This window comes from Streptomyces luteireticuli, from assembly GCF_041519305.1.
GTDB classification, from domain to species: Bacteria; Actinomycetota; Actinomycetes; order Streptomycetales; family Streptomycetaceae; genus Streptomyces; species Streptomyces luteireticuli.
On sequence record NZ_CP167927.1, the window covers coordinates 4,829,389 to 4,855,097 of the forward strand.

24 protein-coding genes are annotated in these 25,709 nt (G+C 70.5%); 12 read left to right on the top strand and 12 right to left on the bottom strand.

Annotated elements, in window-relative coordinates; translation table 11 throughout:
• Nucleotides 1-148: 148 nt before the first annotated feature.
• Nucleotides 149-1,495: a D-inositol-3-phosphate glycosyltransferase gene (gene mshA, locus AB8735_RS21630; RefSeq protein WP_344026035.1), complete on the top strand. Its 1,347-nt coding sequence runs from the start codon at nucleotides 149-151 to the stop codon at nucleotides 1,493-1,495.
• Nucleotides 1,488-2,030 carry a YbjN domain-containing protein gene (locus AB8735_RS21635; RefSeq protein WP_372408833.1) on the top strand — a complete coding sequence of 181 codons (543 nt, stop codon included), beginning with the start codon at nucleotides 1,488-1,490 and terminating at the stop codon, nucleotides 2,028-2,030. The genes mshA and AB8735_RS21635 overlap by 8 nt, the downstream gene beginning before the upstream one ends.
• Here the strand turns inward: AB8735_RS21635 and AB8735_RS21640 are convergent.
• Nucleotides 1,987-3,264 carry an MFS transporter gene (locus AB8735_RS21640; protein ID WP_344026180.1) on the bottom strand — a complete coding sequence of 426 codons (1,278 nt, stop codon included), beginning with the start codon at nucleotides 3,262-3,264 and terminating at the stop codon, nucleotides 1,987-1,989. The two genes, AB8735_RS21635 and AB8735_RS21640, sit on opposite strands and share 44 nt — an antisense overlap.
• A 160-nt stretch (nucleotides 3,265-3,424) precedes the next feature.
• On the opposite strand from AB8735_RS21640, the gene AB8735_RS21645 reads away from it, so the two are divergent.
• Nucleotides 3,425-4,186: a phosphoglyceromutase gene (locus tag AB8735_RS21645; RefSeq protein ID WP_344026029.1), complete on the top strand. Its 762-nt coding sequence runs from the start codon at nucleotides 3,425-3,427 to the stop codon at nucleotides 4,184-4,186.
• 86 nt (nucleotides 4,187-4,272) lie between these two features.
• Here AB8735_RS21645 and AB8735_RS21650 read toward each other — a convergent pair whose 3' ends face one another.
• From AB8735_RS21650 to AB8735_RS21675, 6 genes are all read right to left on the bottom strand, one after another.
• Nucleotides 4,273-4,467, bottom strand: a complete 195-nt coding sequence (locus tag AB8735_RS21650; protein ID WP_372408834.1) for a hypothetical protein — start codon at nucleotides 4,465-4,467, stop codon at nucleotides 4,273-4,275.
• Nucleotides 4,468-5,071: 604 nt separating this feature from the next.
• Nucleotides 5,072-6,310 carry a tyrosine-type recombinase/integrase gene (locus AB8735_RS21655; RefSeq protein WP_372408835.1) on the bottom strand — a complete coding sequence of 413 codons (1,239 nt, stop codon included), beginning with the start codon at nucleotides 6,308-6,310 and terminating at the stop codon, nucleotides 5,072-5,074.
• 274 nt (nucleotides 6,311-6,584) lie between these two features.
• On the bottom strand, nucleotides 6,585-6,836 hold the full coding sequence (locus AB8735_RS21660) for a helix-turn-helix domain-containing protein (protein ID WP_372408836.1): 252 nt from the start codon (nucleotides 6,834-6,836) through the stop codon (nucleotides 6,585-6,587).
• A complete protein-coding gene (locus tag AB8735_RS21665; RefSeq protein WP_372408837.1) occupies nucleotides 6,833-8,485 on the bottom strand; it encodes an AAA family ATPase in 1,653 nt (550 codons plus the stop codon). Before AB8735_RS21665 ends, AB8735_RS21660 begins: the two co-directional genes overlap by 4 nt.
• Nucleotides 8,482-9,108 (bottom strand): HNH endonuclease, encoded by a 627-nt coding sequence (locus tag AB8735_RS21670; RefSeq protein ID WP_372408838.1) that lies wholly within the window; start codon nucleotides 9,106-9,108, stop codon nucleotides 8,482-8,484. Before AB8735_RS21670 ends, AB8735_RS21665 begins: the two co-directional genes overlap by 4 nt.
• Nucleotides 9,105-10,232 carry a sigma factor-like helix-turn-helix DNA-binding protein gene (locus AB8735_RS21675; protein ID WP_372408839.1) on the bottom strand — a complete coding sequence of 376 codons (1,128 nt, stop codon included), beginning with the start codon at nucleotides 10,230-10,232 and terminating at the stop codon, nucleotides 9,105-9,107. Before AB8735_RS21675 ends, AB8735_RS21670 begins: the two co-directional genes overlap by 4 nt.
• 271 nt (nucleotides 10,233-10,503) lie before the next feature.
• On the opposite strand from AB8735_RS21675, the gene AB8735_RS21680 reads away from it, so the two are divergent.
• Together AB8735_RS21680 and AB8735_RS21685 are read left to right on the top strand one after the other, a co-directional pair.
• Nucleotides 10,504-11,277 carry a GntR family transcriptional regulator gene (locus AB8735_RS21680; protein WP_372408840.1) on the top strand — a complete coding sequence of 258 codons (774 nt, stop codon included), beginning with the start codon at nucleotides 10,504-10,506 and terminating at the stop codon, nucleotides 11,275-11,277.
• Entirely contained in the window at nucleotides 11,274-11,837 is a 564-nt protein-coding gene (locus tag AB8735_RS21685; protein ID WP_372408841.1) for a GNAT family N-acetyltransferase, read from the top strand. Before AB8735_RS21680 ends, AB8735_RS21685 begins: the two co-directional genes overlap by 4 nt.
• A gap of 304 nt (nucleotides 11,838-12,141) precedes the next feature.
• On the opposite strand, the gene AB8735_RS21690 is transcribed toward AB8735_RS21685, so the two are convergent.
• Together AB8735_RS21690 and phoU are read right to left on the bottom strand one after the other, a co-directional pair.
• Entirely contained in the window at nucleotides 12,142-13,551 is a 1,410-nt protein-coding gene (locus AB8735_RS21690) for an IS701 family transposase (RefSeq protein ID WP_372408842.1), read from the bottom strand.
• 1,151 nt (nucleotides 13,552-14,702) lie between these two features.
• Nucleotides 14,703-15,392, bottom strand: a complete 690-nt coding sequence (phoU, locus tag AB8735_RS21695; protein WP_344026027.1) for a phosphate signaling complex protein PhoU — start codon at nucleotides 15,390-15,392, stop codon at nucleotides 14,703-14,705.
• A 195-nt stretch (nucleotides 15,393-15,587) separates the two neighbouring features.
• Between phoU and AB8735_RS21700 the strand changes: the two genes are divergently transcribed.
• Nucleotides 15,588-16,820 (top strand): ATP-binding protein, encoded by a 1,233-nt coding sequence (locus tag AB8735_RS21700; RefSeq protein WP_344026025.1) that lies wholly within the window; start codon nucleotides 15,588-15,590, stop codon nucleotides 16,818-16,820.
• Between the two features lie 40 nt (nucleotides 16,821-16,860).
• Complete coding sequence (locus tag AB8735_RS21705; RefSeq protein WP_344026023.1) at nucleotides 16,861-17,541, top strand: response regulator transcription factor; 681 nt, start codon at nucleotides 16,861-16,863, stop codon at nucleotides 17,539-17,541.
• 195 nt (nucleotides 17,542-17,736) lie between these two features.
• On the opposite strand, the gene AB8735_RS21710 is transcribed toward AB8735_RS21705, so the two are convergent.
• A complete protein-coding gene (locus AB8735_RS21710; RefSeq protein WP_344026021.1) occupies nucleotides 17,737-18,414 on the bottom strand; it encodes a DUF461 domain-containing protein in 678 nt (225 codons plus the stop codon).
• 544 nt (nucleotides 18,415-18,958) lie between these two features.
• Here AB8735_RS21710 and AB8735_RS21715 point away from each other — a divergent pair.
• The 4 genes from AB8735_RS21715 (at nucleotide 18,959) to AB8735_RS21730 (ending at nucleotide 21,449) form a co-directional block, all read left to right on the top strand.
• Nucleotides 18,959-19,441 carry a CarD family transcriptional regulator gene (locus AB8735_RS21715; protein ID WP_003953493.1) on the top strand — a complete coding sequence of 161 codons (483 nt, stop codon included), beginning with the start codon at nucleotides 18,959-18,961 and terminating at the stop codon, nucleotides 19,439-19,441.
• Between the two features lie 295 nt (nucleotides 19,442-19,736).
• Nucleotides 19,737-20,513 (top strand): 2-C-methyl-D-erythritol 4-phosphate cytidylyltransferase, encoded by a 777-nt coding sequence (gene ispD, locus AB8735_RS21720; protein ID WP_344026019.1) that lies wholly within the window; start codon nucleotides 19,737-19,739, stop codon nucleotides 20,511-20,513.
• Nucleotides 20,503-20,997: a 2-C-methyl-D-erythritol 2,4-cyclodiphosphate synthase gene (ispF, locus tag AB8735_RS21725; RefSeq protein WP_344026017.1), complete on the top strand. Its 495-nt coding sequence runs from the start codon at nucleotides 20,503-20,505 to the stop codon at nucleotides 20,995-20,997. The genes ispD and ispF overlap by 11 nt, the downstream gene beginning before the upstream one ends.
• A 53-nt stretch (nucleotides 20,998-21,050) precedes the next feature.
• Nucleotides 21,051-21,449, top strand: coding sequence for a PPOX class F420-dependent oxidoreductase (locus AB8735_RS21730; RefSeq protein ID WP_344026015.1), 399 nt, complete (start codon nucleotides 21,051-21,053; stop codon nucleotides 21,447-21,449).
• Nucleotides 21,450-21,528: 79 nt separating this feature from the next.
• Here AB8735_RS21730 and AB8735_RS21735 read toward each other — a convergent pair whose 3' ends face one another.
• Nucleotides 21,529-22,746, bottom strand: coding sequence for an acyltransferase (locus AB8735_RS21735; RefSeq protein ID WP_344026012.1), 1,218 nt, complete (start codon nucleotides 22,744-22,746; stop codon nucleotides 21,529-21,531).
• 198 nt (nucleotides 22,747-22,944) lie between these two features.
• Nucleotides 22,945-24,072 carry an acyltransferase gene (locus tag AB8735_RS21740; protein ID WP_344026010.1) on the bottom strand — a complete coding sequence of 376 codons (1,128 nt, stop codon included), beginning with the start codon at nucleotides 24,070-24,072 and terminating at the stop codon, nucleotides 22,945-22,947.
• A gap of 216 nt (nucleotides 24,073-24,288) precedes the next feature.
• Between AB8735_RS21740 and cysS the strand changes: the two genes are divergently transcribed.
• Nucleotides 24,289-25,680, top strand: a complete 1,392-nt coding sequence (gene cysS / locus AB8735_RS21745) for a cysteine--tRNA ligase (protein ID WP_372408843.1) — start codon at nucleotides 24,289-24,291, stop codon at nucleotides 25,678-25,680.
• Nucleotides 25,681-25,709 lie beyond the last annotated feature (29 nt).

Genomic DNA, 25,709 nt, shown 5'->3' on the forward strand with positions numbered 1-25,709 from the left:
ACGCCTCCGCCCCCGCCCCGGACGGTGAGGGTTTCATCACTCTTTGGTAAAGAAGGAAATGGGACCCTGCCCCTCTGTGTTCCAGGGTTGACCCCGAACATGTGAACGCACGCCCACGCCCCCCACAGGCGGACGGAGGACCCGAACGGTGAGCCAGTACGCATCCAGGCTCCGCCCCCGTACGACCCGTACGGCACGTACGACCGGCCCCTTCGCCCGGCGCCGCCGCCCGCGCCGCGTCGCGATGCTGAGCGTCCACACCTCGCCGCTGCACCAGCCCGGCACGGGCGACGCCGGCGGCATGAACGTCTACATCGTCGAGCTGGCCGAGCGGCTCGCCGCCCTCGGCATCGAGGTGGAGGTCTTCACCCGGGCCACCACCGGCCAGCTGCCGCCCGCCGTGGAGCTGTCGCCCGGCGTGCTCGTCCGGCACATCGACGCGGGCCCGTACGAGGGCCTGGCGAAGGAGGAGCTCCCGGCCCAGCTGTGCGCCTTCACCCACGGCGTGATGCAGGCGTGGGCCAACCACCGGCCGGGCCACTACGACCTCGTCCACTCCCACTACTGGCTGTCCGGGCACGTCGGCTGGCTGGCCGCGGACCGCTGGGGCGTCCCGCTGGTGCACGCGATGCACACGATGGCCAAGGTGAAGAACGCCGCGCTGGCGGAGGGCGACACCCCCGAGCCGTCGGCCCGGGTGATCGGCGAGACGCAGATCGTCCGCGCCGCGGACCGGCTGATCGCCAACACCGAGGGCGAGGCCGGCGAGCTGGTCCACCACTACGACGCGGCGCCGGGGAAGGTCGCCGTCGTCCACCCGGGCGTCAATCTGGAGCGCTTCAGACCCGCCGACGGCCGGGCGGCGGCCCGCGCCCGGCTGGGGCTCCCGGCCGACGCGCTGATCCCGCTGTTCGCGGGCCGGATCCAGCCGCTGAAGGCGCCGGACGTGCTGCTGCGCGCGGTGGCCGTGCTGCTGGAGCGGCGGCCGGAGCTGCGCGGGCGGCTCGTCGTCCCGGTGGTCGGCGGGCCCAGCGGCAGCGGCCTGGCCCGGCCCGAGGGGCTGCACAAGCTGGCTGCCCGGCTGGGCATCACGGATGTGGTCCGGTTCCGCCCGCCGGTGGACCAGGCCCGTCTCGCGGACTGGTACCGGGCGGCGTCCGTCCTCGTCATGCCCTCGCACAGCGAGTCGTTCGGCCTGGTCGCGGTGGAGGCGCAGGCGTGCGGGACGCCGGTGCTCGCCGCGGCCGTGGGCGGTCTGCCGGTGGCCGTCCGGGACGGCGCGAGCGGCTTCCTCGTCGAGGGCCACGACCCGGCGGACTACGCGCGGATGCTGGAGAGGTTCGCCGACGCGCCGGAGCTGGTGGGCACGATGGGCACCGCGGCCGCCGCGCACGCCCGCTCCTTCGGCTGGGACGCGGCGGCCCGCGCCACGGCCGAGGTGTACACCGAGGCGATCGCCGAGCGGCGGCGTCGCCTACGCTCGCCCCATGCCTGATCGCCCTATGCCTGATCGTTCTGTGCCCGACGCGAAGACCATCATCGAACGGACGCTCAGCGAGGCCGCCCTGGAGTGGGAGAGCCCGGCCGACGGTTCGTACGTCGTGAAGCTGCCGGGCACCCGCAAGCTGTCGACGACCGTGTCGCTGATCGTCGGCAAGCACTCCCTGTCGGTCAACGCCTTCGTCGTGCGGTGCCCCGACGAGAACCACGAGGCCGTGCACCGGTGGCTGCTGGAGCGCAACACCCGCCTGTACGGCGTCGCTTACGCGGTCGACCGGCTCGGCGACATCTATCTCGTCGGCCGGCTGCCGCTGGCCGCCGTGACGCCGGACGAGCTCGACCGGATCCTCGGCACCGTGCTGGAGAACGCCGACGGCAGCTTCAACACCCTGCTGGAGATGGGCTTCGCGAGCGCGATCCGCAAGGAGTACGCGTGGCGCACCTCGCGCGGCGAGTCCACGCGCAACCTGGAGGCGTTCACGAAGCTCACCCGGAACTCCGGGGACTCCCGGGACGAGGAGCAGAGCTAGCGCCCTGCCGCCCGACGCGGGCGGGGGCCGTACTCCCGCCCGTGCCGGGCAGGTTCCGCATCAGCAGCCAGTAGCCCGCGGCGGCGGCGACGCCGACCGCGGCGCACGCGGTCCACAGCGTGCCCTCGCCGAAGCGGTCGATGACCGCGCCGCCGGACAGCGGCGCGATCACGTCGCCCACGGTCCACGACAGCGAGAACACGCCCTGGTAGCGGCCGCGCGCGTGGAGCGGGGACAGCCGGGTCACCAGCCCCATCTGGGTGGGGGAGTTGATGATTTCGGCCAGGGTCCAGACCGCGATCGTCAGCATGTAGGCGGGCATGGACCCGGCGAGGCCGGTGAGCCCGATGCCCGCCCCGGCGAGCACGGCGGAGAGGGTCAGCAGCAGCCGTGGGTCGCGGTGTTCGATGAGGCGGGTGACGGGGATCTGGAGGGCCACGATCAGGACGCCGTTGACGGCCATCGCCATCCCGTAGTCGCCGCTGGAGAGCCCGGCCCGGCCCATCGACACGGGCAGGGCCACCGACGACTGGTGGAAGAGGAGCGTGAGCAGCAGCGACAGCCCGGTGACGGCCATGAACCGCCCGTCGCGCAGCACCGATCCGAGTCCCACGGCCGGCCGCCCGGCGTCCTCCGCCGCCCCCGCGGCGGGCTCGGGGCGCGACTCGGGGAGCTTGAGGAAGCACAGCAGCGCACAGACCAGCGTGATGGCGGCCTCGCCGAGGAAGCCCGCCAGGTAGCTGTACTGGGCGACGAGCCCGGCCACCACCGCGGAGCAGGCGAAACCCAGGTTGATCGCCCAGTAGTTGACGGCGAACGCCCGCATGCGGTCCTCGGGCCGGACGATGTCCGCCATCATCGCCGACACGGCCGGCCGCGAGGAGTTGCTCGTCAGGCCGACCAGGAAGGCCGCGCCCGCGATCGCCAGCGGGTCGTGCACGAAGCCCAGCAGCGCGACCGAGACGGAGGTCGACAGCTGCGCGGCCAGCAGCGTCGGCCGGCGGCCGAGCCGGTCGGTGAGCACCCCGGCCACGAGCGAGGCGACCACCCCGCCGAGCCCGTTCAGCGCGGCGACCAGACCGGCGTACGAGGGCGAGTGCCCCTCCTGGACGGTCAGATAGAGCGCGAGGAAGGTCGAAACGAACGACCCCAGCCGGTTGACCAGCGTGGACGTCCACAGCCACCAGAACTCCCGTGGCAGCCCCGCCACGCTCTCCCGCGCCGCCCTGCCCATGCGCGCGATCACGCGTCCCCCCGAAGTAAGCGCCGACAACGTGGGCCGTACCTTACGGAGGCCCGGCGCGCGCCCGCCATCCAATTGACGGGAGGCGTCAACCCACGGGCGGCCCCCGCCCTGGGCGGGGCACCGGCCACGGTCCATTACGCTCGAAGGCATGGCCGACGCACCGTACAAGCTCATCCTCCTCCGCCACGGCGAGAGCGAGTGGAACGCGAAGAACCTGTTCACCGGCTGGGTGGACGTCAACCTCAACGAGAAGGGCGAGAAGGAGGCCGTCCGCGGCGGCGAGCTGCTCAAGGAAGCCGGCCTGCTCCCGGACGTGGTCCACACGTCCCTCCAGAAGCGCGCCATCCGCACCGCGCAGCTGGCCCTGGAGTCCGCGGACCGCCACTGGATCCCCGTGCACCGCTCCTGGCGGCTGAACGAGCGCCACTACGGCGCGCTCCAGGGCAAGGACAAGGCCCAGACGCTGGCCGAGTTCGGCGAGGAGCAGTTCATGCTCTGGCGCCGTTCCTACGACACCCCGCCGCCGGCCCTCGAGGACGGCACCGAGTGGTCGCAGAGCGCCGACCCGCGCTACGCCTCGATCCCGCCGGAGCTGCGCCCGCGCACCGAGTGCCTCAAGGACGTCGTCGTCCGCATGCTGCCGTACTGGTACGACGGCATCGTCCCCGACCTGCTGGCCGGCCGCACCGTCCTGGTCGCCGCCCACGGCAACTCGCTGCGCGCCCTGGTCAAGCACCTGGACGGCATCTCCGACGCCGACATCGCGGGCCTGAACATCCCCACCGGCATCCCGCTCGCCTACGAGCTGGACGCCGACTTCCGCCCGGTCACCCCCGGCGGCACCTACCTCGACCCGGAGGCCGCCAAGGCCGCCATCGAGGCCGTGAAGAACCAGGGCAAGAAGAAGTAAGAGCATGCTAAAAGGCCCGTCACCTGCGGTTTTCCGTAGGTGACGGGCCTCTTTGCTGCCCTGGGGCCGTCTGTGGGCCGTGGGCCCTACGAGCGTCGGCCTGGCTGGCGCCGGATGCTTGCCCGGACGGACACCAGGATGGCCATCAGGGCATCGGCACCTTGGGGTGCCCCGGCCCACAAGCCGAGTGCACCGAGCAGCACGCCGATGAGGACGAACGATGGCTCGCGGAGAGCGAGGTCGATGGTGACGCCGAAGCGTGGCACCATGGGCTTCTCCATGAGTGAACCTCCATGTCGCAGGTGCGCGATTTTTGGACATGCTGATGGAGAGTGAAGGCCGCCCCTGCCCGGGCGGCCTTCTTTTCTGTTCAGCGACAGGGACCCTACTAATATGCAGTTGATCTCGCAAACCTGCAGCTAGAGATGGGCGTCACGAACGGTTTTAGGGGTGCGTTTCTGTCCACCATGGTGGGCAACACAGTGTTGTCAATACAGGATGGGGTGCTGGGCATGCCATTGGATCCAATGGATGTCCACTCAGTGTGCTTCTCTGTGGGCCTCTCTGTTGCGCTGACGTCCCATGTTGTCGGGGGTGGGCGTTCTAGCTCGCTAGCCCGCTAGTCCCGTAGTGGAATGCTAATTCCTATGCTGCTCCGTAATAGGCTTCTGTGGTCACTCAGTGTTGTGAGTGTCTATTGTGAATATCTCTAACGCCAACCCATGCGTTCTTTTTGGCTGGATTATTTGAGTGCCGAGTTGATTCGGGGTCTAGGTGTGTCTGAATGATCCGAGACTATCTTCCTTCTAGGCATTGAAAGGGCTTCCCCCGGGGGAAGCCATAGAAGGGAAGTCCTTTCGATGCTCAGGTCTCGTCTGTGGGTTGTCAGTCCATGGACTGTCCCCGCTGGAAGGCGTCGGCGACGGCCTTCAATGTGCGCTCCTGGCTGCTCGGCATGAGGTGGGCATAGACGCGGAGCGTCAGGCCGGGGTCGGAGTGGCCGAGGTACTCGGCGAGCGCCTTGACGTTCTCCCCGGCGTCCAGCAGTACGGACGCGTAGAAGTGCCTGAGCGCGTGCATGCCGTGCTCGCGGGCCGCTGCGTAGGTCTCGCCCTTCCGCGGCTGCGGGATGACGCCCGCAGCCGCGAGAGCGGGCTTCCAGGCGTCATCGTTGAGCGACGTCCGCCAGACGTGCCCGCCCAGCGGCCCGGCGAAGATCAGCCGCTTGGTCACGAGCGGCCCCTTCGCCGTACCCCACGGCAACGTGATTTCCACCGGCGGGAACTCCGCCATGTGCCGACGCAGCGCCTCGGCGACGGGCGGCGGCAGCGGGGTGGTCCGCAGCTTCCCGCCCTTCGGCGGGGCGAAGACGGCCTTGCTGCGGCTGAGCTTGAGCTGCTGCACGACGTGCAGCGCCTCGGCTTCGAAGTCGAGCGCATCGACGGCCACGCCCAGGATCTCCCCCTGGCGGAGCCCGCACCCCGCCCCCAGGTCCACCATGGCGCGGTACCGCCCGGGCAGCTCGGACTGCACGGCCAGCACACGATCCACCGACCACGGCACCACGCGCTTCGCCTCGACCGCCGGCGCCTTAACCGAGCGGGCGGAGCACGGGTTGCGACTCAGGTAACCGTCATCCACGGCCGCGCTCAGCACGGTCCGGGCGTTCGCGTAGATGGTCCGGGCGTAGGCGCCGCGGACCCCGCTCTCCTCCATCCGAGTCACCCACTCGCGAATGTGCTCGGGCTGGAACGAGCCCAGGGGGCGGGATCCGATGTACGGGAAGGCGTGGATCCGCAGCTGCGACGTCATCGACGCCCGGGTGTTCGGGTCGCCTCCCTGGGTGGTGAGCCACTTCTCGGCGTACCGCTTGAAGGTGGTCTTCGCCTTCTGCGGATCGAGGTATTGGCCGCGGGACATGTCGGCTTCGATGTGGGAGAGCCACTGTTCGGCGAGGCGCTTCTGCCGGTCGGGGAAGCTCTTGGACTTCTCGGTGCCGTCGGGGCCGATGTAGCGGGCACGGTAGCGGAGACCGGTGCCGTGGCGGGCGGTGCGGACCTTTCGGGGGTGGCCGTCCGGGTCGGGTTCGGTCTTGTACCAGCGGTCTTGGATGTGGCCGGTCATGGCGAACTGCTCGCTTTCTCGGAGGAGTGCGCTGCTGGTTGGTGGCAGCGACCGGGGCGTGTGCCGACGGGGAGTCGTCACGTCCCGGCTGCTGCTGGGGAGGGGGCTCCGGGTGGCGCTAGCAGCCGCGAGAGGGGCCCGAGGGGCCTGCTGGGCTGATTTCGGGGGTGCGCGGGAACCGGTTGCTAGGTGCTAGCCCCCTGATCAGGGGCTATGTGGGTTGCTAGCGAGGTTGCTAGGTCTAGCAACAGGTGTTGCTAGACCTAGCAGCCGTTCAGGCGGCGTCGTCGGTGTCGGCGCGCATGCGGTCGGTGGTCCAGCGGTGGACGGCTTCGGGGTCGTAGCGCAGGTGCTTGCCGACACGGAATCCGGGCGGCCCCGTGCGCTTCTTGCGCCAGGCGTAGACGGTCTCGACGCTCGGCAGGTCGAAGAGCTCCACGAGGTCTTCAGGGGTGAGGTAGCGGTCGGGCAGTCCGGCGCGGAGTGTGGCGCGGGGGTCGTTCTGCTGGGGTGGGGTGGGGCTCACGACGCTTCCTCCCGGAGTCCGGTGGCGCGGTGACGGGGCTGGGAAGGCAACAAGGCAACACCCGTTGCTTCGCCTGTTGCCTCGCATTCGTGCTGGTCAGAGCCCTGGAGGCAACAAGGCAACAGAGGCAACACGGTGACGGGGGTCCCGGCGGAGGGGCCGGGGGCTGTTGCCTCTGTTGCCTTCGTCGCCTCCCCGGTCTGACCTGCGATTTCGGAGGCAACAGCGGAGGCAGCACCTGTTGCCTTGTTGCCTTCCGGCGGGGCGGCGGCACGTCCGGGGATCGTGTAGGGGCCCCGGGGGCCGAGCTGGGTGAGGCGGCCCCGGTCCCGCAGCCGCCCCATGAGGGTGCGGACGGTCTTCGGGTCCTGCCCGGTGGCCTCGGCCACCTGCTTCGGTGTGGCGGGGCCGTGCTCGTGGAGGTGGGCGAGGATCTTCGCGTTCGGTTCGCTGGCGGTGGCGATGTCGGCGGGCCCGTCCACCAGGTGCCACGTCATCGACCCTTCGTTGCGCCGCAGGGCGTACTCGTTCTCCTCGACGTCCCGTCCGGTCAGGTGCAGCAGCCCTTCGGCCTCTCCGCGGGCGCGGGAGAAGAACAAGGTGGCGTCGGCCGCGCCGTTGATGCCGTTGGTGCCGGAGGTGGCGTCCATCCAGTCCTCGGACTGGGCCTTGCGGATGTGGTGGACGACGATGAACGCCACCTGGTAGGCGTCGGCAAGGCGCTTGAGGCCGGTGATGGCGGCGTAGTCGGCGGCGTAGGCGTTGGGTTCCCGGCCGGTGTCGCTCCGGACGCGTTGCAGGACGTCCACGATGACCAGCCGGGCGCCCGGGTGCTGGTCGAGCCACCGGCGGACACCGCCCAGCCCGGCGGGCAACTCCACATGGATGTGCAGCGCTTCGGGCGGGGGCTGGTCGCCCAGGATCCGGTGCAGCCGGGACTGCATGCGACGCGGGGTGTCCTCCAGTGCGAGGTAGAGGGCTTCGCCCTGCTCGACCGGGATGGCGTCCAGGGCCTTGCCGCCGGAGGCGACAGCGAGCCCGAGTCCGAGGCAGATCCAGGACTTGCCCACCTTCGGAGCCCCGGTCAGCACGGTCAGCCCTTCGGGGATCAGGTCGGGGACGGCCCACCGGGGTTCGGGGAACTCGGCCCGGTACAGGGCGTCGGCCGTCCAGAGGACCGGGCGGCTGACCCGGCCGGAGGCGTCGCTGGCCTCCAGGACGGGGAGCGCGTCCGCCACCAGTGCGGCCAACTCGGGGAGTTCGACGCCCGGGGCGGCGGTGGCCTGCATGAGCCGGAGCCCGAGTTCACGGGCGGCCCGCAGCCGGGCGATCCGCTTGACCTCATCCGCGTGCCAGGTGGCATCCGGCACCGCGCACTGGGCCAGCGCCGAGACATAGGCGGGCCCGCCGGCCGTCCGAAGCGTGCCCCCGGCAGCCAACGCCGCCGTCAGGGCGGATGGATCCACCGGCTCACCCCGGCCCAACCGCTGCGCCAGCGCCGACCACACCACACTGTGGGCAGGGCTGTAGAAGTCGTTCGGCGCGAGGATCGCCGAGAGGTCGGTGAACCGGTCGGGGTAGCAGATGACGCACCCGAGGACGCACCGCTCCAACTCCTCGTCATGCGGCATCGCCACGTCCGCGTTCACGACGCCACCTCCTGCCCGAGACGGCTGTTCACGGTCCGACTGTCGGAGTTCACCGTCGGGCGGCAGGCGTTCATGCGTGCGGCCACCGTGCGGGGGTGTGCGGCCCGTAGGGGCAGGTCAGCCCTCAACTGAACGGCGCAGTCGTGCGGCTTGGAGGCGGGCCGTACGGCCGACTCCCGTGCGGTGTACGCCAGCCGTGCGAGCGTGCGCCAGTCGATACCGACCGGCCCGAAGCGTTCACGACGGTGTTCACCGGCGGGCCCGTCCGGCTGTTCGCGCTCGCCCCCGTCGGTCCGTTCATGAACGCCCTCGGCGTGGTGTTCACCGGGGTGTTCAGGAGCCGGGGCGGCGGGGCGGTAGTGGGCGCACAGCAGCAGGGCGATGAACAGCGGGAGATGGTCCGCCTTGGCCGTGTTGCAGGGGCGGCAGGCCAGGACCAGGTTCTCCGAACTCCACGTGGGGAACAGCGAGATCGGCACGATGTGATCGAGGGTGGCCTGCCGCAGATCGGCGAACGGAGTGAGGCAGTAGGCGCAGTGCTGACCGTCGCGCCGGGCAAGGCCGCGCTTCCTCGCCCGGCGACGGGCCGCATTCAGGTACGGCGACCGGTGATGACGACTCACGCCGCCCGCTCCATGTCGGCCTGCGAGCGGGCCACGGTGTAGCCGCATGTCCCGTTGGCCTCGATCAGCCCCTCAGCACGGAGGACCTGCATGCCCTTCGTCACGGTCCGGCTCGCACACCCGAACCGCGCCATCAACTCCCGATTGCTCGGAAGCCGGGACCCCGGCCGCAGCCGCGCCACCTCACCACGTAGCGCGTCAACGATCGCCTGGTCCTTGCCCGGTACGGCCGCCGGGCGCGCAGAGCCGCCGTCCAGGGCCTCAAGCGCTGTCAGCGCCCGGCCGAAGTTGCGCACGTACTGCACCGAGACGCCAAGCCGCGCGGCGGCATCGGCGGTTGACGCCCCGGCCAGCAGAAGCAGCAGCGAGCGCCGGGCAGTCTCCTCCACCCGCAGCAGCGCCGCGCGCTGCGCCTGACCGATCTTTGCCAGCGCCTCCTGTTCCCAGGCCGGGAGCATGTCCGCCGACAACGACTCCCCGGGAAGCTCGGGGTTGCTGACCTGGAGCAGCACCAGGGCCAGGGACAGGACCCGTCGCGCGGCCGCGCCGCTGCACTCCAGATGCTCCGCGATGCGCTCCACCGGCAGACCGTCCAGCTTCAGCAGCAGCGCCCGGCGCTCCCGCTCCGGCAGCCGCGCCACCATCGCGGCCAGCGCGGCCGGGAGCGCAGCGAGCGCGCACCCTTCCGGCAGGAGCGGGCACAGCGCCGCGCATGTCTCCGGGGCCTGCCAGTCCACCGGGGCCTCGTTCTCCACCTGACGCCGGAAGTGCGCACCGATCTGCTGCTTCACCCGGCTGAACAAGATCGGCAAAACCTCATCGTCGGCCGGATCGTCGCAGCGGAGCGCGTCCTTGGCGCCCGTGCGGGCCACCCGCACCCACGTGTCCTGAGCGATGTCCTGCGCAAGCGGACCCGCCGCCCCCACGGCCATTCCCAGGTTCAGCAGCCTGCGCCGGGCGTAGTTCAACACCCGCTCGCCATACCGCTCGAACAGAACCGACAGCCGCTCCGCGTACTTGGGCTCCAGAGCCACGATCTCGCCGCGCTCCAGCCGTCGGCCGTCGGGCCCGTTGCCCTGGTACCACGGCCGTTCAGCCCTACGTTCCACGATGGTTCCAGGCATGATGGGTGTACCCCCTGTGGGTCGGGGAGCGGCGGCTACTGCTGGCAGGCGAGCGCCGCTCCCTGCGGTTTGTCGGAGCCCTGGTGAGCAGCAGCTCACCAGGGCTCTTCGTTTCTCCCGTGCAGGCGTGAGGAGCAGGAAGGAATTAACCCACCTGCTCAACTTGTTGGAACAAGTTGATGCTGTGATGCTGCACCCGCGGACTGTGAGCCGTCAAGGGATTGGGGCCCGCATGTACCAACAAGTTGAGCGAGTGCGTCATGATGGCGCTATGAGCAAGCAGCCCAAGTACCAACAGGTGGCCGACACGCTGAGACGGGAGATGGCGAAGGGCACCTATGGGCCCGGCGACCGTCTCCCATCTGAGAGCGAGCTGTCCGCGCGCTTCGAGGCGTCTCGGAACACGGTGCGCGCTGGACTGAATCAGCTGGTCAGTGAAGGGTTGATCTCGTCCAGCCAGGGACTCGGGTACATGGTCCGCAAGCACGAGGTCTTCGAGCTGAACGCGTCAAAGTTCGAGAACCTGAGCTTTCCGCAGGTCGGCGATGCGTACAACACGAACGTGACGGACGCGGGACGCCGCCCGCACCAGACCTTCCGAGTTGAGCTGACCGCGATGCCCGAGTACGTCGCGAAGCGCCTCCAGGCCGAGGCGGGAGCCGTGTCGGTGCTGCGCTTCTGCCACCGGTACGTAGACGACGTGCCGTGGTCTACCCAGGCCACGTACTACCCCCAGTGGCTCATGCAGGAGGCCCCACGGCTGACCGAGCCTGGCGATGTTGCCGAAGGCACGACGCGCTATCTCGCAGGTCTGGGTATCGAGCAGATCGGGTACTTCGACGAGATCGCGACACGGATGCCGACTCCTGAAGAGGCCCGTTTGTTGGAGATCGGAGCCGGGGTCCCCGTACTGCTCTGGACGCGCGTTGGCTACTCGGCATCGCGGCCGATCCGCTGCACACGCACCACCTTCCGGGGCGACCTGAACCGGATGAACTACGAGATCGGCGATCTGTCCGCCCGGAGAGAGAACGAGCCTCAGTGATAATCACCCCCGCCGTGCCCGACGACCTGGCCAAGCTGACTGCATTCCGCGTGGAGGCAGCGGCTTGGCTCAGCCAACGCGGTACGGACCAGTGGAGCCGCCCGTACCCGGCCAGCCGGCTGCTTGCCGCCATCGAGTCGGGGACGGTCTTCATGGTCCGCGATGGCGAGACGACTGCCGCGACCGTCACGCTCACGCCTGACGCCGAGGAAGGGCTTTGGACTCCAGAGGAGTTGCGCGAGCCTTCGATGTTCGTCAACAAGCTCACGGTGGCCCGAACGCACGCAGGGCAGAACCTGGGCGGTCGCCTCCTCGATTGGGCAGGTGACCGGGCCTATCGCGCGGGGGCGCGGTGGCTTCGCCTTGATGCTTGGACGACTAACGGGGCGCTCCAGCAGTACTACCTGGCCCAGGGGTTCGAGCACGTCCGGACGGTCCGCGAAGGTGCCGCAGTCAATGGCGGCCCCCGTGTCTCAGGCTGGCTCGCTCAGCGCCGGACGCAGCCGCTGGCTCACGGCTTTATCGACGAGACCGTTGCCCTGGGACAGCTCCGTTCGTAGCGTGCAGGGGCGCCAAGAAGATCGCCGTGGCGCTTGGTAGACGTCCGGCCGAAGGGCGAAGAGCAAGAAGGACCGCCCTCCGGGCGGACGCCTATCAGACGCCTCGGCGCCTCGCAGCTTGGGCCGGACGGCGGCATGCGCCCGGCCGACCGGCATGAGATTCACTCAACAATGCTGAAAACTGCGGCTCATCGCGACTCAGCGCGTCTCACCGCAGGTCAGAGAGGGTGTGTCTGAGACGCACACTGCGGCTTATCGCGACTCAGGGCGCCTACCGGTAGTTCGTTAAACCCGGCGGTAGAGATCAATGCCGTGGCCGGTGGTGACCGCGTTGATCAGGGCCTGGAGTTCGGCGGGTGGGTCTTTGTCGGTCCAGGCTCGCCACCAGCGATTGAGGGTGACGGCGGGGGTGAGCCAGGAACGGATGGCGCGCAAGGCCCTGGGCCAGCAGGGAGGTTGGGGCTGGTGGGGTATGGCTGGTCCCCCTCTCTGGCCGGTCGTCGGGGCACGGGTCCGACGCGGAGGCGTCCATGGGTCCGGGTGGGGCGAACCACTGGTCCCAGCAGAAGGAGAAAGCGCAGTTGACCAGTGTCTGGTGATGGCGGATGGCGCGGTCGGAGCGGACTTGGAAGTCCGCCCAGCCGAGCTCGTCCTTGATCTGCTTGTAGCTCTGCTCGATCCACGGCCGCAGGCCGTAGAGGCGGACGATCTCGGCGAGATCGGCAGGCGGGTGCGTACTGGCAGCGGCGTGGGGCGCGTCGGGATGGGGCAGGTTGGTGGACAGGTACCAGGTGGCCTTCGGCGGCAGGGTGGCCGGATCGGTGGTCGCGGCGACGAGCCGGCAGGGTGAGTCGGGCCCGTAGCCGCCGAGGCGGGTGTCGGCGGCCCACCAGGTCTCGGTGTGCCCGTCGCGGAAACAGCGCTCAACGCGCGTCCAGTCGCCGGGACGATCGGCATCCCGCCAGGTCAGAGCATGGGCGGCGTCGATGGGGGTGTGCGGCTGGTGGGCCGGAGCCCAGGTGCCGTTGCGGGGTTTGAGGGCCACCACGTAGGCCAGCCCGGCCTCGCGCAGTGCGAAGTACCAGTCGTCGCTGACGGAGTAGGCGCAGTCGGCCACCACCGCCCGGCAGCCGAAGCCCGCCGCCTTGCCCCGGGCCGCGAGGGCGGCGGCCAGCTGCGGTTTGGTGCGGAAGTCCGGATCGGACCGGCCGCGCGGGAAGTGGTGGGCGGGCGTGTAGGGCTGTGCGTGCAGCGGGTAGTACACGCGTCCGTCGGTCCATACCGTGGTCACGGTGACGATGCCGTTGTCGGTCTTGCCCAGCCGGCCCAGCCACTGCCGCCCCACGTGCGCGGTCGCGGTGCCGGCCTTGCGGTCCCCGGAATCGTCGATCACGATGACCCCGCCGTCGTGCGGGGCGGTCGCCGCCTGGCCGCGCAGCAGCTCAAGGCGCCGGTCGTTGACCTGCCCGGCCTCCCAGGCGGACTCGGAGAGGAAGAACTGCAGCCGCTGCACCGCCGCCGTTCCCGCAGCAGTGACCGGTTCCGCTCCGGCCAGGCAGGTGAGCGTCTTGTTCCGGTCCCGCGGCGCCAGCAGCCCGGCCAGGTACTCGCGAAACCCGCGCCGTTGCGCGAGACTGACGAAGAGGTCATCGAACCGGGCCGCGTACTCCTCCAGCGGTCCCGGCGCAGGCGGACACGGACGACGAGCGGTCATCTCCAGCCCCCAGCACGGTGGTTGGCTCCCTACCACCGCCCTACGGCCAGCCCGCCCGGCCGTCAACCCCAACTACCGACGGGTTTAACGAACTACCGCTACGAAGACACCACCCACCGGGCCGGGGCGGGGTGGTGTCTTCCTCTTGCCGCTGCCGGACGCGCAGGCGGCCTTCCAAAGGGGGGCATCCACTCCTTTGGAATGCCGTGCGAACCGTGAGCAGCCCCAGGATCAGACGGCGACGTGGGGGCTGCCTCCGTCGGTCTCTGCCCGTCTCGTTGGGCGACCGGGGGCTTTTAGAAAGGGGCGATCGTCGGCCGGACCGCCCCCTTCTAAGAGCTGTGGTGGCGCCGCAGTGTGCGTCTCAGACACACCCCCTCTGACCTGCGGTGAGACGCGCTGAGTCGCGATGAGCCGCAGTTTTCAGCATTGTTGGGTGAACCTCGTGTCAGAGACGCCGGGGTGCGTCGTATCCGCTTCCCCCTCTCTCTAGCTTGATCAGGCCCTTGACCTGTGCGGTAGTGGAGTAGCGAACTTCGGGGGACGCCTCCCGGTGCCCGGTCGTCCCGCAGGCGCGGACCGGTAGGGGAGTTCCCGACCGGCCGTGGGCGCCCAAAGGTCGTCCGCCCGGAGGGCGGTCCTTCTTGCTCTTCCTTGTTCGCACCACGTTGCCGGGCCGTCTGCGGGCCGTCGAAGGGCGCCCCAGGGTGACCGACAACGACCAACAACGACCGTCCCGGTGCTGGCCGGGCCAGCGTGGCCAGGCAACTCCCCAGGACCTCAAGCATGGTTGGAAGACCCAGGGCAAGAAGAAGTAGCCCTGCTGCTTCCCGCTTTTCCCGCTTCCGCACGAGAGGGCCCCCGGCCGGTGAGCGCACCGGCCGGGGGCCTTTCCCGTGAGTGACGTGGGCGGTTCGTCAGCCGCAGCTCCCGCCGCACTGGCAGGATCCGCCCTGCTGGCAACCGCAACTGCACCCGGGGCCGCACTGGCATCCGCTCATCCGGAACCTCCTCAAGAGTTCGGGTTTGCAGGGATCGGGTGTGCCTCGCTCCCACTCAACGCCTGAGCGCGTCGGCAGTCAATGCGCACATTGGACGTATGTTTCAGCGCCCGCCGGGCGCATTGGGGCGCAGGGGGGTGAGCTCGGTGCTCAGTGCGCTTCCCCGGCGTCGCCCTGTCCGGAGGACTGCTGCAGCTCGTCCGCGTGCTCGCCGGTGACGAGGTAGACGACGCGCTTGGCGACCGAGACGGCGTGGTCGGCGAAGCGCTCGTAGTAGCGGCCCAGCAGGGTCACGTCCACCGCCGTCTCGATGCCGTGCTGCCAGCGGTCGTCCATCAGGTGCTGGAAGAGCGTGCGGTGCAGCAGGTCCATCGCGTCGTCGTCCTGCTCCAGCTGGAGCGCGAGGTCCACGTCCTTGGTGATGAGCACCTCGCCGGCCTTGGCCATCAGCCGCTGGGCGAGCTGGCCCATCTCCAGCACCGTGGAGTGCAGGTCGCGCGGGACCGCCGTCTCCGGGAAGCGCAGCCGGGCCAGCTTGGCCACGTGCTGCGCGAGGTCGCCGGAGCGCTCCAGGTCGGCGCTCATCCGCAGCGAGGTCACCACGATCCGCAGGTCGGTGGCGACCGGCTGCTGCCGGGCCAGCAGCGCGATGGCCCGGGCCTCCAGGTCGCGCTGGAGGTCGTCCACCTTCGCGTCGCCGGCGATCACGGCCTCGGCCAGTTTGAGGTCCGCGTCCAGGATCGCCGTGGTGGCGCGTCCGATCGCGGAGCCGACGAGCCGGGCCATTTCGACCAGCCCGTCGCCTATCGAATCCAGCTCCTCGTGGTACGCGTCCCGCATGTGCGTGTCCTTCTCTCGCGGTGGTCTTGCCGTGGTCTCGCCGTGGTCGGGGTTCCACCTTCCGGCCGGAACGCGACGGATATCGACCCCTCGAGTGAACCGGCGCCGACCTGAAGGTGAACTCTCGGCAACGTGTGTTCGAGCCGCCCCCCATTTGGCTGTGGGCCTGTCCGTGGGCCCGCATAACCTGGAGCCATGAACGTGGACGCGGCCGTGGCCGCAGCGGCAGCGCTCGCCGGGCTGTGCACCGGCGTGATCGCCATGCTGGCGTTCCGCTGGAGCGAGCGCGACCAGGCCCGCCCCACCAGGAGCTCCCTGCACACCGACGCGGTCCTGCCGCCCGGCGTGGACACCGTGCTCTCCGTCCTGCGCTCCTCGGCCGTCGTGCTCGACGAGGGCGACGCCGTGGTCAAGGCCAGCTCGGCCGCGTACGCCCTGGGCCTGGTGCGCGGCGGCAAGCTGGCCGTCGAGCCGATGCTCCAGATGGCCCGCGACACCCGGCGGGACGGCGAGATACGCCAGGTCGAGCTCGACCTGCCGCGGCGCGGCACCGGCCGCGGCGAGGCGCTCGCGGTCTCGGCCCGGGTCGCGCCGCTGGGCTCGCGCCTGGTCCTGCTGCTGGTGGAGGACCTCACCGAGGCCCGCCGCATCGAGGCCGTGCGCCGCGACTTCGTCGCCAACGTCAGCCACGAGCTCAAGACCCCGGTCGGCGCCCTCTCGCTGCTCTCCGAGGCGGTGATGGACGCCAGCGACGACCCCGAGGCCGTCACCCGCTTCGCCGGCCGGATGCAGATCGAGGCGACCCGGCTGACCAACCTCGTCCAGGAGCTCATCGACCTCTCCCGGGTGCAGAACGACGACCCGCTGGAGGACGCCGAGCCGGTGGCCGTCGAGGAGCTCGTCGCCGAGGCCGTCGACCGCTGCCGCCACCAGGCCGGCACCAAGCAGATCACCATGGCCGCCGGGGGCGCCGCGGGCCTCCACGTTTGGGGCAACCGCGGCCAGCTCGCCGCCGCCCTCGGCAACCTCGTCGAGAACGCCGTGAACTACAGCCCCGCCCGCACCCGGGTGGGCATCGCCGCCCGCCGGGTGGCCGCCCCCGGCGGCAATCTCATCGAGATCGCCGTGACCGACCAGGGCATCGGCATCTCCGAGAGGGACCGCGAGCGCGTCTTCGAGCGCTTCTACCGCGTGGACCCCGCCCGCTCCCGCGCCACCGGCGGCACCGGCCTCGGCCTGTCGATCGTCAAGCACGTGGCCGCCTCGCACGGCGGGGAGGTCACGGTCTGGAGCGCCGAGGGCCAGGGCTCCACCTTCACCCTCCGCCTGCCCGAGGCCGGTCTGGTCCGCGACCGCCACCGCGTCCGTCCCGTCACCGGTGACGACTGCCTCGACACCGGCCTCCCCGCCCGGGAGGTCCTTCCGTGACCCCCATGAGCCAGCCCGAGACCCCACCGGAGGTCATCCCGTGACCCGAGTGCTCGTCGTCGAGGACGAGGAGTCCTTCAGCGACGCGTTGTCCTACATGCTCCGCAAGGAGGGGTTCGAGGTCGCCATCGCGGCCACCGGCCCCGACGGCCTGGACGAGTTCGAGCGCAACGGCGCCGACCTCGTCCTGCTCGACCTGATGCTGCCGGGCCTGCCCGGCACCGAGGTCTGCCGTCAGCTCCGCGGCCGCTCCAACGTGCCCGTCATCATGGTCACCGCCAAGGACAGTGAGATCGACAAGGTCGTCGGCCTGGAGATAGGAGCCGACGACTACGTCACCAAGCCCTTCTCCTCGCGCGAACTGGTCGCCCGTATCCGCGCGGTGCTGCGCCGCCGGGGCGAGCCGGAGGAGGTCGCCCCCGCCGCCCTGGAGGCCGGACCGGTCCGGATGGACGTGGACCGCCATGTGGTGACCGTCGCCGGCGGCAAGGTCGACCTGCCGCTCAAGGAGTTCGACCTGCTGGAGATGCTGCTGCGCAACGCGGGCCGGGTGCTGACCCGCATGCAGCTGATCGACCGCGTCTGGGGCGCGGACTACGTGGGCGACACCAAGACGCTCGACGTCCACGTCAAGCGCCTGCGCGCCAAGATCGAGCCGGACCCGGGCGCCCCGCGCTACCTGGTGACGGTGCGCGGCCTGGGCTACAAATTCGAGCCGTAGGCCCTGGCCGGGCCCGCGGTCCGGCGGACGGAGTCCGCCGCAGCGGCTCGAAGCCCGGGAGGCCCGCCAGGGCCGAGCGGTGCGAGAGGCGCGTGCGGGAGGGGCTCGAGCCGTAGGCCGCCGGCACCGCCCCGGAGGGGCATACGCGGGAGGGCCGGAAGCCCGAGGCTTCCGGCCCTCCCGCGTCGTCGGGGATCAGTGCCCGGCGTTCGGCGTGGCCGTCGCGCCCTGCCCGTTCTTCTTGGCGTCCTTCTCGCCCTTCTTCTCCTCGGCCTTGCCCGAGGCGGAGGAGGCGGGGGAGGAGGCCGAGGAGCCCGGCTTGCCCGGCTGGCCGCTGCTCTTGGCCGGCGCGGACGGGGCCTCGCTCGGGCCCCACTCCTTGAAGTAGTGCGTCGCGGGCACCACGAAGGCGCCGATCTTCACGTCGCCGGTCCTGCTGAAGACGAAGGACAGCTCCTGCTGCTCGCCGTCCTTGATGCTCTCGCGGCCGCTGGGCAGGACCGCGGAGGCGTTGCCCTTGCCGCCGAGCGTCAGGGACCCGCCCGCGGGAACGACGACCGGACCGGAGCCCTTGGCGCCGGTGAGCTGGACGGCGACGTTCTTGCCCGGCAGCTTGACCGCGTTGAGCGTCTGGTCCTTGTCGCCGTTGTTGAAGAGCTGGCCCGTGATCACGGCGGGGCCCTTGGCGTCGAGTTCCGGCTGGGTGATCACGTTGATGTTCTGGAGCTTGATGTCACCCACCGCGGCTGCGGCGTTGTCCGGCTTGACCTCGAGCGTCTGTGCGTCGTTCCCCGCCCCGCAGGCGGAGAGCGTGGCGATCGAGAGCGCGAGGACGGTGGCGGCGAGAGCGCCGCGTCGAAGGCTGCTGCTCACGGCGGCGGCATCTCCTTGGACGAAGTAAGAGGTGTGTCAGCGCGCTTAGGTTACCGAGCCGTCCGACGGGCCCCGCACCCGACCCGCCTCTCAAGGTCCACTCGGCCCCCGCGAGTCCTACGACCGGCTTATAAGAGGACCGGCCGAGGAGCCCTCCGGGCGGATTATCGGTAAGGAATGCGGGGCCCAAGGGGGGTGAGTTACGGAATTGATCAAGTTCGGGTTGATCAATTCCGTAATCCGTGCGCAGAACGCGCGCGGATGGTTCGTCCGCCCCGAACGGAGTACGGGAAGTGCGCCGACCGGACCCCGGCAAAACGGGACGTTCAGCCGCTCGCGGGGCCGCTCCGGTACGTGTAACGTGCCCGTTTCACTTCCCCCGGACAACCGCTCCCACCTGCGAATACCCGCTTCCGGAACCCTCCCGCAGCACGTCCCGGCCGCTGTTGTCAAGCCCCGAGATATGCCCTGACCTGCGGAAACGCCATTCAGAACGCGCACTTCCCGTGTTAGACTGGATAGCCACGGAAGGGGTACCTGTCACATGACGTTCAAGGTTGGCGACACCGTGGTCTATCCCCATCACGGGGCCGCGCTGATCGAGGCCATCGAAACTCGCCAGATCAAAGGCGTGGACAAGACCTACTTGGTGCTGAAGGTCGCCCAGGGTGACCTGACGGTTCGGGTGCCGGCGGACAATGCCGAGTTCGTCGGTGTGCGCGATGTGGTCGGCCAGGATGGGCTCGACCGGGTCTTCGAGGTGCTCCGCGCGCCGTACGCCGAAGAGCCGACGAACTGGTCCCGCCGCTACAAGGCGAACCTGGAGAAGCTGGCGTCCGGCGATGTGATCAAGGTCGCCGAAGTAGTCCGCGACCTGTGGCGCCGTGAGCGCGAGCGCGGCCTGTCCGCCGGTGAGAAGCGCATGCTGGCCAAGGCCCGCCAGATCCTGGTGAGCGAGTTGGCCCTCGCGGAGAACACCAACGAGGACAAGGCCGAGGCCCTGCTCGACGAGGTCCTCGCCTCCTGACGCACCCGTGCCGGCCCCGCCGTCGTACCCCGACGCGCCGTGCCGGGCGGTGAACGCAGCCGGACGCAGAAGTGCCGCGGTGCCCGTGCGATGACGGATGACGTCATCCGACGGGCGCTGCGGCATCTCTGCACCGGCGGCACCGGTGTCGTGCACCCGGCGGCCGACCCGACCAGTCGTCACGGAAGGGGCTGGTCGCGGCGGAGCGCCGGGCGCTCCCCCGAGCTCCAGGAGCGGGGGGCACCCCCAGGCCATACCCAATTCGGCCGAGGAAGCAAACCTGAACGCCAACGCAATGTCTGATCGAGCCACTGTGTCTGATCGAGCCACTGTTCCGGCGGCCGTGCGCACCGCGGCGGTCATTCCTGCGGCCGGCCGGGGCGTCCGGCTCGGTCCCGGTGCGCCCAAGGCGCTGCGCGCCCTCGGCGGCACCCCCATGCTCGTGCATGCGGTGCGGGCCATGGCGGCCTCCCGCGCGGTCTCGCTCGTCGTCGTCGTGGCACCGGCGGACGACGAGGCCGGGGTGCGGGCCCTGCTGGACGAGTTCCCGCTCGCCGGCGACCGGACCGAGGTCCTGGTCGTCCCCGGCGGCGCCACCCGCCAGGAGTCCGTCTCCCGGGGGCTGCGGGCCCTGCCCGGCGACGTCGGCGTCGTCCTCGTGCACGACGCCGCCCGCCCCCTCGTCCCGGTCGACACGGTCGACGCCGTCGTCACGGCCGTGCGCGAGGGCTCCCCGGCCGTGGTCCCGGCCCTTCCGCTGGCGGACACCGTCAAGCGGGTCGAGCCGCGCGAGGACGGGCCCGAGCCCGTCGTCGCCACGCCCGAGCGTGCCCTGCTGCGCGCCGTGCAGACCCCGCAGGGCTTCGACCGCCGCACGCTCGACGAGGCCCACCGGGCGTTCGAGGACGCGCCGGGCGAGGGCGCCACGGACGACGCGGGGATGGTCGAGCGGCTCGGCGTCCGGGTGGTCGTCGTCCCCGGCCACGAGGAGGCCTTCAAGGTGACCAGACCGCTGGACCTGGTGCTGGCCGAGGCCGTGATCGCCCGCAGGAGGGCCAACGATGGTTTTTGAGTCGTCCCCGCTGCCGCTGGTCGGCATCGGCACCGATGTGCACGCCTTCGAGGAGGGCCGTGAGCTGTGGTGCGCGGGTCTGCTCTGGGAGGACGCGGGATACGGCCTCGCCGGGCACTCCGACGGGGACGTGGCCGCGCACGCCGCGTGCGACGCGCTGTTCTCCGCGGCGGGCGTCGGCGACCTCGGTGCGCACTTCGGCACCGGGCGGCCCGAGTGGGCCGGTGCCTCCGGCGTCACCCTGCTGGCCGAGGCCGCCCGGATCGTCCGGGCCGAGGGCTTCGAGATCGGCAATGTCGCGATCCAGGTGATCGGCGTCCGCCCGAAGATCGGCAAGCGGCGGGCGGAGGCGCAGGAGGTGCTCTCCGCGGCGGTCGGCGCGCCCGTGCACATCTCCGGGACGACGACGGACGGGCTCGGTCTCACGGGACGTGCGGAGGGGCTCGCCGCGATCGCCACGGCGCTGGTCGTCGCCCGGCGCTGAATCCGCGGCGCGGATACGGTGGATCGACGACCCGTCCCGAGGAAGGATCCGCCGTGCTCTCCGACGACCTGAAGCAGTACCTCGACGACAACCCCGCCTTCGTCACGGTCGCGACCGTCCAGCCGGACGGGAGCCCGCAGCTGTCGGTGACCTGGGTCAAGCGCGACGGCGACGACCTGCTGATCTCGACGACGGTCGGGCGCCGCAAGGAGCGCAACCTGCGGCGCGATCCCCGGGTGACCGTGCTGGTGAACCCGCCCAACGCGCCGTACACGTACGCCGAGGTGCGCGGCACGGCGTCGATCACCACCGAGGGCGGGCCGGAGCTGATCGACGAGCTCGCGCGGAAGTACACGGGCAAGGACTACGCGGACTTCAATCCGGCGGCGGCGGAGGACGCGCAGCGGGTGGTCGTCCGGATCGCTCCGCGGAAGGTCGTCGGCTCGCTGTAGGCGGGGGCTTCTCCCCGGGGCAGCTCCCCGGACCCCGCGCGCCGGACGGGCCGAACCGGCCCGTCCGGCGCCGAATCCTTTACGGCCCCTCCGGCGTGCCCGCCGGCACCCGGTCCGGCGCGGCCGGCTGGTGGCCGCGTGGCTCCTGCACCACGGCCACGGCGGGGTCCTTGCGGAGGAACGTCCGGGCGGGCGCGGAGCCCGAGTTCCGGCGGACCTCCTCCATGCTGCGCTGCAGAGCGCGCCGCATCCGTCTGCCCAGGGGGCGTTCGACGTACCGCTGGATCAGCCACGCCGCCAGCAGCATCACCGCGATCAGGCCGGCGACGAGCGGGTACGGCGGGATGTGCTCGCGCAGGCCGTGGATGACGGTCATCCCGATGTACTGGTGGATCAGATAGAGCGGGAAGGTCAGCGCGCCCGCCGTCGTCAGCCAGCGCCACTGGATCCGGTCGAAGTACCCCAGCGCGATCAGCGCCATGATCACGAACGCCGCGACCACTATCACCTTGGCGGGCAGGGTCGGGACGCCGGCGTGGGTGTTGTCGGAGACCCGCTTGGGCACCCCGTGCAGGGCGATCAACAGGGACATCGAGATGATGCCCCAGAGCAGGGCGGTCGGCTTGAAGCGGTGCATCAGGTAGAAGCAGATGCCCGCGACGAAGTACGGCGTGTAGAGCGGCATCGCCCACATCTCGAGCAGCTTGCTGTCCGACTTGGGGACCATGACGGCCGCCAGCGTCCACAGGCCGCAGAAGAGCACGCACTTGCGGTACGTGACGCCGGTGGCCACCACGATCGCGAAGAGCACATAGAACTTGAGCTCGATGAAGAGCGTCCAGTAGACGCCGTCCACATCCCAGACCCCGAAGGCCTCCTGGACCATCGTGAGGTTGGTGAAGACCACGTCCATGTTCTCCACGCTGCGCACCTGCGGCCACAGCGTGATGACGCCCGCGGTCAGGAAGATCGCGAACCAGTAGGCGGGGTAGATCCGCGAGACCCGGGAGACCGCATAGTCGCCCAGCGACCGGCCCCAGGCGCTCATGCAGATGACGAAGCCGCTGATCAGGAAGAAGACCTCGACGCCGATGAAGCCGTAGCGGGTGACGGAGCGCAGCCCGGGGAAGACGTTGTCGGGGTTCTGGCCCCAGCCGCCGCGCAGGGCCGTGTAGTGGAAGACCACGACCATGAGGGCCGCCACGATGCGGAGACCGTCCAGGACAACGAGCCTGGGTGCCGGCCGCCTGGCGGCCGGTGGGCTGCCGTCGGGGCCACCTCGCCTGGCGAAGCGCATGTCGTCCTCTTCCGTGGCTTGTCGGATCGTCGTACGTAATGGGGGTGTCCGGGAATGCTGACACAGGGGGTGCCCGGATGACCGTGACAGTGGTCTCCTGTCCCTGTTTTTCTCCACCGTCTCCCCTGGATGGTGGTAATCATCCGTGCCCTTTCGTGACCATCCGGTGTCCATGAGATGTCTTTGCGGAGCGGGAGGTCAGCCGGTCCTGAGGGCGGCCACCGCCCGCCGCAGCCCGTCGCGGACCCTGCGGGCCAGCGGGCGCTCGATCCCCACGTGCACCAGCCAGGCGCCCACCAGCATCGCCACGGCCAGGACGGGCAGCAGGACGTGTGCCGGCACCCGGCCGTCGGCGTGCTTGATGAGCACCCAGCCGACGCGCTCGTGGAGCAGGTAGAGCGGGTAGGTGAGCGCCCCGGCGGTGGACAGCCAACGCCAGTCGAGCCGCCGTGTCCAGCCCAGGGCCACGGCGGACATCGCGAGGAAGAAGACGGCGAGCAGCAGCGGGGTGGGCCAGTGCGGCACCCGGTGGCCCATGTGGGACTCGGCCCTGGCCTGGGCGGCGACCAGGTCGTGCTGTGCGATCAGCAGCGACAGGCCGACGGTGCCCCACAGCAGTGCGTTCGGCCCGAAGCGGTGGATCAGATAGAAGGCGATGCCCGCGATGAAGTACCAGCAGTCGTAGGGGAGCAGGACCTCCCGCAGCAGGTCGTCGCCGGTCGCGCGGGCGGCGAGGGCCGCGCAGGCCCACAGGCCGCAGAAGGCCAGCACCCGCCGGTAGGTGAGGCCGGCGGCGACGACCAGGGCGAAGAGCAGGTAGAAGCGGACCTCGATCCAGAGGGTCCAGTAGACGCCGTCGACCGGTTCCACCCCCAGGGGATCCTGGAGCATGGTCAGGTTGACGGCGACGTCCCGCAGGGCGGGGGCGGAGTTGACCGTCGGCCACCGGCGTACGACGAGGGCCACCAGCAGCACCGCGAACCAGTAGGCCGGGAGGAGCCGGGCGGCGCGCGAGGCCGCGAACTCGCCGACGCCCCTGCCCCAGCCGCTCATGCAGATGACGAACCCGCTGATCAGGAAGAACAGCTGGACGCCCAGCCAGCCGTAGGAGGCCGGCAGATGGGCCGTGGGGAAGACGGCGCGGGCCGGGGCGCCCCAGGCGCCGCTGCCGAAGGCCATCCAGTGGTAGGCGACCACCATCAGCGCCGCGCACAGCCGCAGGCCGTCCAGGGCGGCCACCCGGCCGGGCCGCCGGCCGCCCGGTGGCGGCGGGGCGGTGCGCGGGGGTTCCGTGTGCTCCTGCTGTGGCGGCAGAGTGGAGTGCAACGCCCCTCCTGGTGTCCACGGCGCCCCGCCTGTCCCGAGGTGTGCCCGGGAAGGTATCACGCGGAATTGCATTTTTGCCGCAAAACATTAAATAACGGGCAAAGTGTGGCAGGGGGTTCCCGGCCGCGTCCGCGGCCCGGTGCCGGGTGGCGGCATCGCGCCTGCTCCGTGCCGTACGGGCCCGAGGCACTGCCCCGCGCCCACTACCCTGGTTCCGTGACTATTCGCCTGTACGACACCAGCGCCCGGCAGATCCGTGACTTCACCCCGATCGTCCCGGGCTGCGTCTCGATCTACCTCTGTGGCGCGACCGTGCAGGCCGCGCCGCATATCGGCCACATCCGTTCCGGGCTCAACTTCGACATCATGCGCCGCTGGTTCACCTACCGCGGCTATGACGTGACCCTGGTCCGCAACGTCACCGACATCGACGACAAGATCATCAAGAAGTCCGCCGAGCAGGACCGCCCGTGGTGGTCCATCGGCTACGAGAACGAGTGCGCCTTCAACGACGGTTACGACGCGCTGGGCTGCCTGCGCCCGACCGTCGAGCCGCGGGCGACCGGGCACGTCCCCGAGATGATCGAGATGATGCGCGGGCTGATCGAGCGCGGTCACGCCTACGCGGCCGACGGCAACGTCTACTTCGACGTCCGCTCCTTCCCCGGCTACCTCCAGCTCTCCAACCAGGAGCTGGAGAACCTCCTCCAGCCCTCCGGCGAGGGCGAGACCGGCAAGCGCGACCCGCGCGACTTCGCCATGTGGAAGGCGGCGAAGGAGGGCGAGCCCAGCTGGGAGACCCCCTGGGGCCGCGGCCGCCCGGGCTGGCACCTGGAGTGCTCGGCCATGGCGCACAAGTACCTCGGCACCGCCTTCGACATCCACGGCGGCGGCCTCGACCTGATCTTCCCGCACCACGAGAACGAGATCGCCCAGGCCAAGGCCTTCGGCGACGACTTCGCCCGGTACTGGGCGCACAACGCCTGGGTCACCATGAGCGGCGAGAAGATGTCCAAGTCGCTGGGCAACTCCGTGCTGGTCTCGGAGATGGTCAAGGAGTGGCGCCCCATCGTCCTGCGCTACTACCTGGGCACCCCGCACTACCGCTCGATGATCGAGTACAGCCCGGAGGCGCTGCGCGAGGCCGAGTCGGCGTTCGCGCGGATCGAGGGCTTCGTGCAGCGCGTCGTCGAGAAGGCCGGTGCGGTGGAGCCGGCGTCCGAGGTGCCGCCGGCGTTCGCCGAGGCGATGGACGACGACTTCGGCGTCCCGCAGGCACTGGCCGTGGTCCACACCACCGTGCGCCAGGGCAACGCCGCGCTGAGCGCGGACGACAAGGAGTCCGCTGTCGCCCGCCTGGCCGAGGTCCGGGCGATGCTCGGCGTCCTGGGCCTGGACCCGCTGGACGAGCGGTGGGCCGCCGGTGCGGGCCACGGCGACGATCTGCACGGCGTGGTGGACTCGTTGGTCCGCATGGTGCTGGAGCAGCGCCAGGCGGCCCGGGCCCGCAAGGACTGGGCCGCCGCCGACGCCATCCGCGACCAGCTCCAGCAGTCCGGCCTGGCGATCGAGGACACCCCGTCCGGCCCGCGCTGGTCGCTGTCCTGAGCGACACTTTTCGTACGTACGTTTACTGA

Excerpts from the sequence above, each read along its gene's own strand:
- AB8735_RS21735 (WP_344026012.1), bottom strand. The coding sequence starts at position 22,746 with ATGCGCTTCGCCAGGCGAGGTGGCCCCGACGGCAGCCCACCGGCCGCC.
- AB8735_RS21680 (WP_372408840.1), top strand. The coding sequence starts at position 10,504 with ATGAGCAAGCAGCCCAAGTACCAACAGGTGGCCGACACGCTGAGACGG.
- AB8735_RS21715 (WP_003953493.1), top strand. The coding sequence starts at position 18,959 with ATGACGTTCAAGGTTGGCGACACCGTGGTCTATCCCCATCACGGGGCC.
- phoU (WP_344026027.1), bottom strand. The coding sequence starts at position 15,392 with ATGCGGGACGCGTACCACGAGGAGCTGGATTCGATAGGCGACGGGCTG.
- AB8735_RS21635 (WP_372408833.1), top strand. The coding sequence starts at position 1,488 with ATGCCTGATCGCCCTATGCCTGATCGTTCTGTGCCCGACGCGAAGACC.
- AB8735_RS21700 (WP_344026025.1), top strand. The coding sequence starts at position 15,588 with ATGAACGTGGACGCGGCCGTGGCCGCAGCGGCAGCGCTCGCCGGGCTG.
- AB8735_RS21640 (WP_344026180.1), bottom strand. The coding sequence starts at position 3,264 with ATGGGCAGGGCGGCGCGGGAGAGCGTGGCGGGGCTGCCACGGGAGTTC.
- ispD (WP_344026019.1), top strand. The coding sequence starts at position 19,737 with ATGTCTGATCGAGCCACTGTGTCTGATCGAGCCACTGTTCCGGCGGCC.
- AB8735_RS21675 (WP_372408839.1), bottom strand. The coding sequence starts at position 10,232 with ATGCCTGGAACCATCGTGGAACGTAGGGCTGAACGGCCGTGGTACCAG.
- AB8735_RS21690 (WP_372408842.1), bottom strand. The coding sequence starts at position 13,551 with ATGACCGCTCGTCGTCCGTGTCCGCCTGCGCCGGGACCGCTGGAGGAG.
- AB8735_RS21645 (WP_344026029.1), top strand. The coding sequence starts at position 3,425 with ATGGCCGACGCACCGTACAAGCTCATCCTCCTCCGCCACGGCGAGAGC.
- ispF (WP_344026017.1), top strand. The coding sequence starts at position 20,503 with ATGGTTTTTGAGTCGTCCCCGCTGCCGCTGGTCGGCATCGGCACCGAT.
- AB8735_RS21655 (WP_372408835.1), bottom strand. The coding sequence starts at position 6,310 with ATGACCGGCCACATCCAAGACCGCTGGTACAAGACCGAACCCGACCCG.
- AB8735_RS21650 (WP_372408834.1), bottom strand. The coding sequence starts at position 4,467 with ATGGAGAAGCCCATGGTGCCACGCTTCGGCGTCACCATCGACCTCGCT.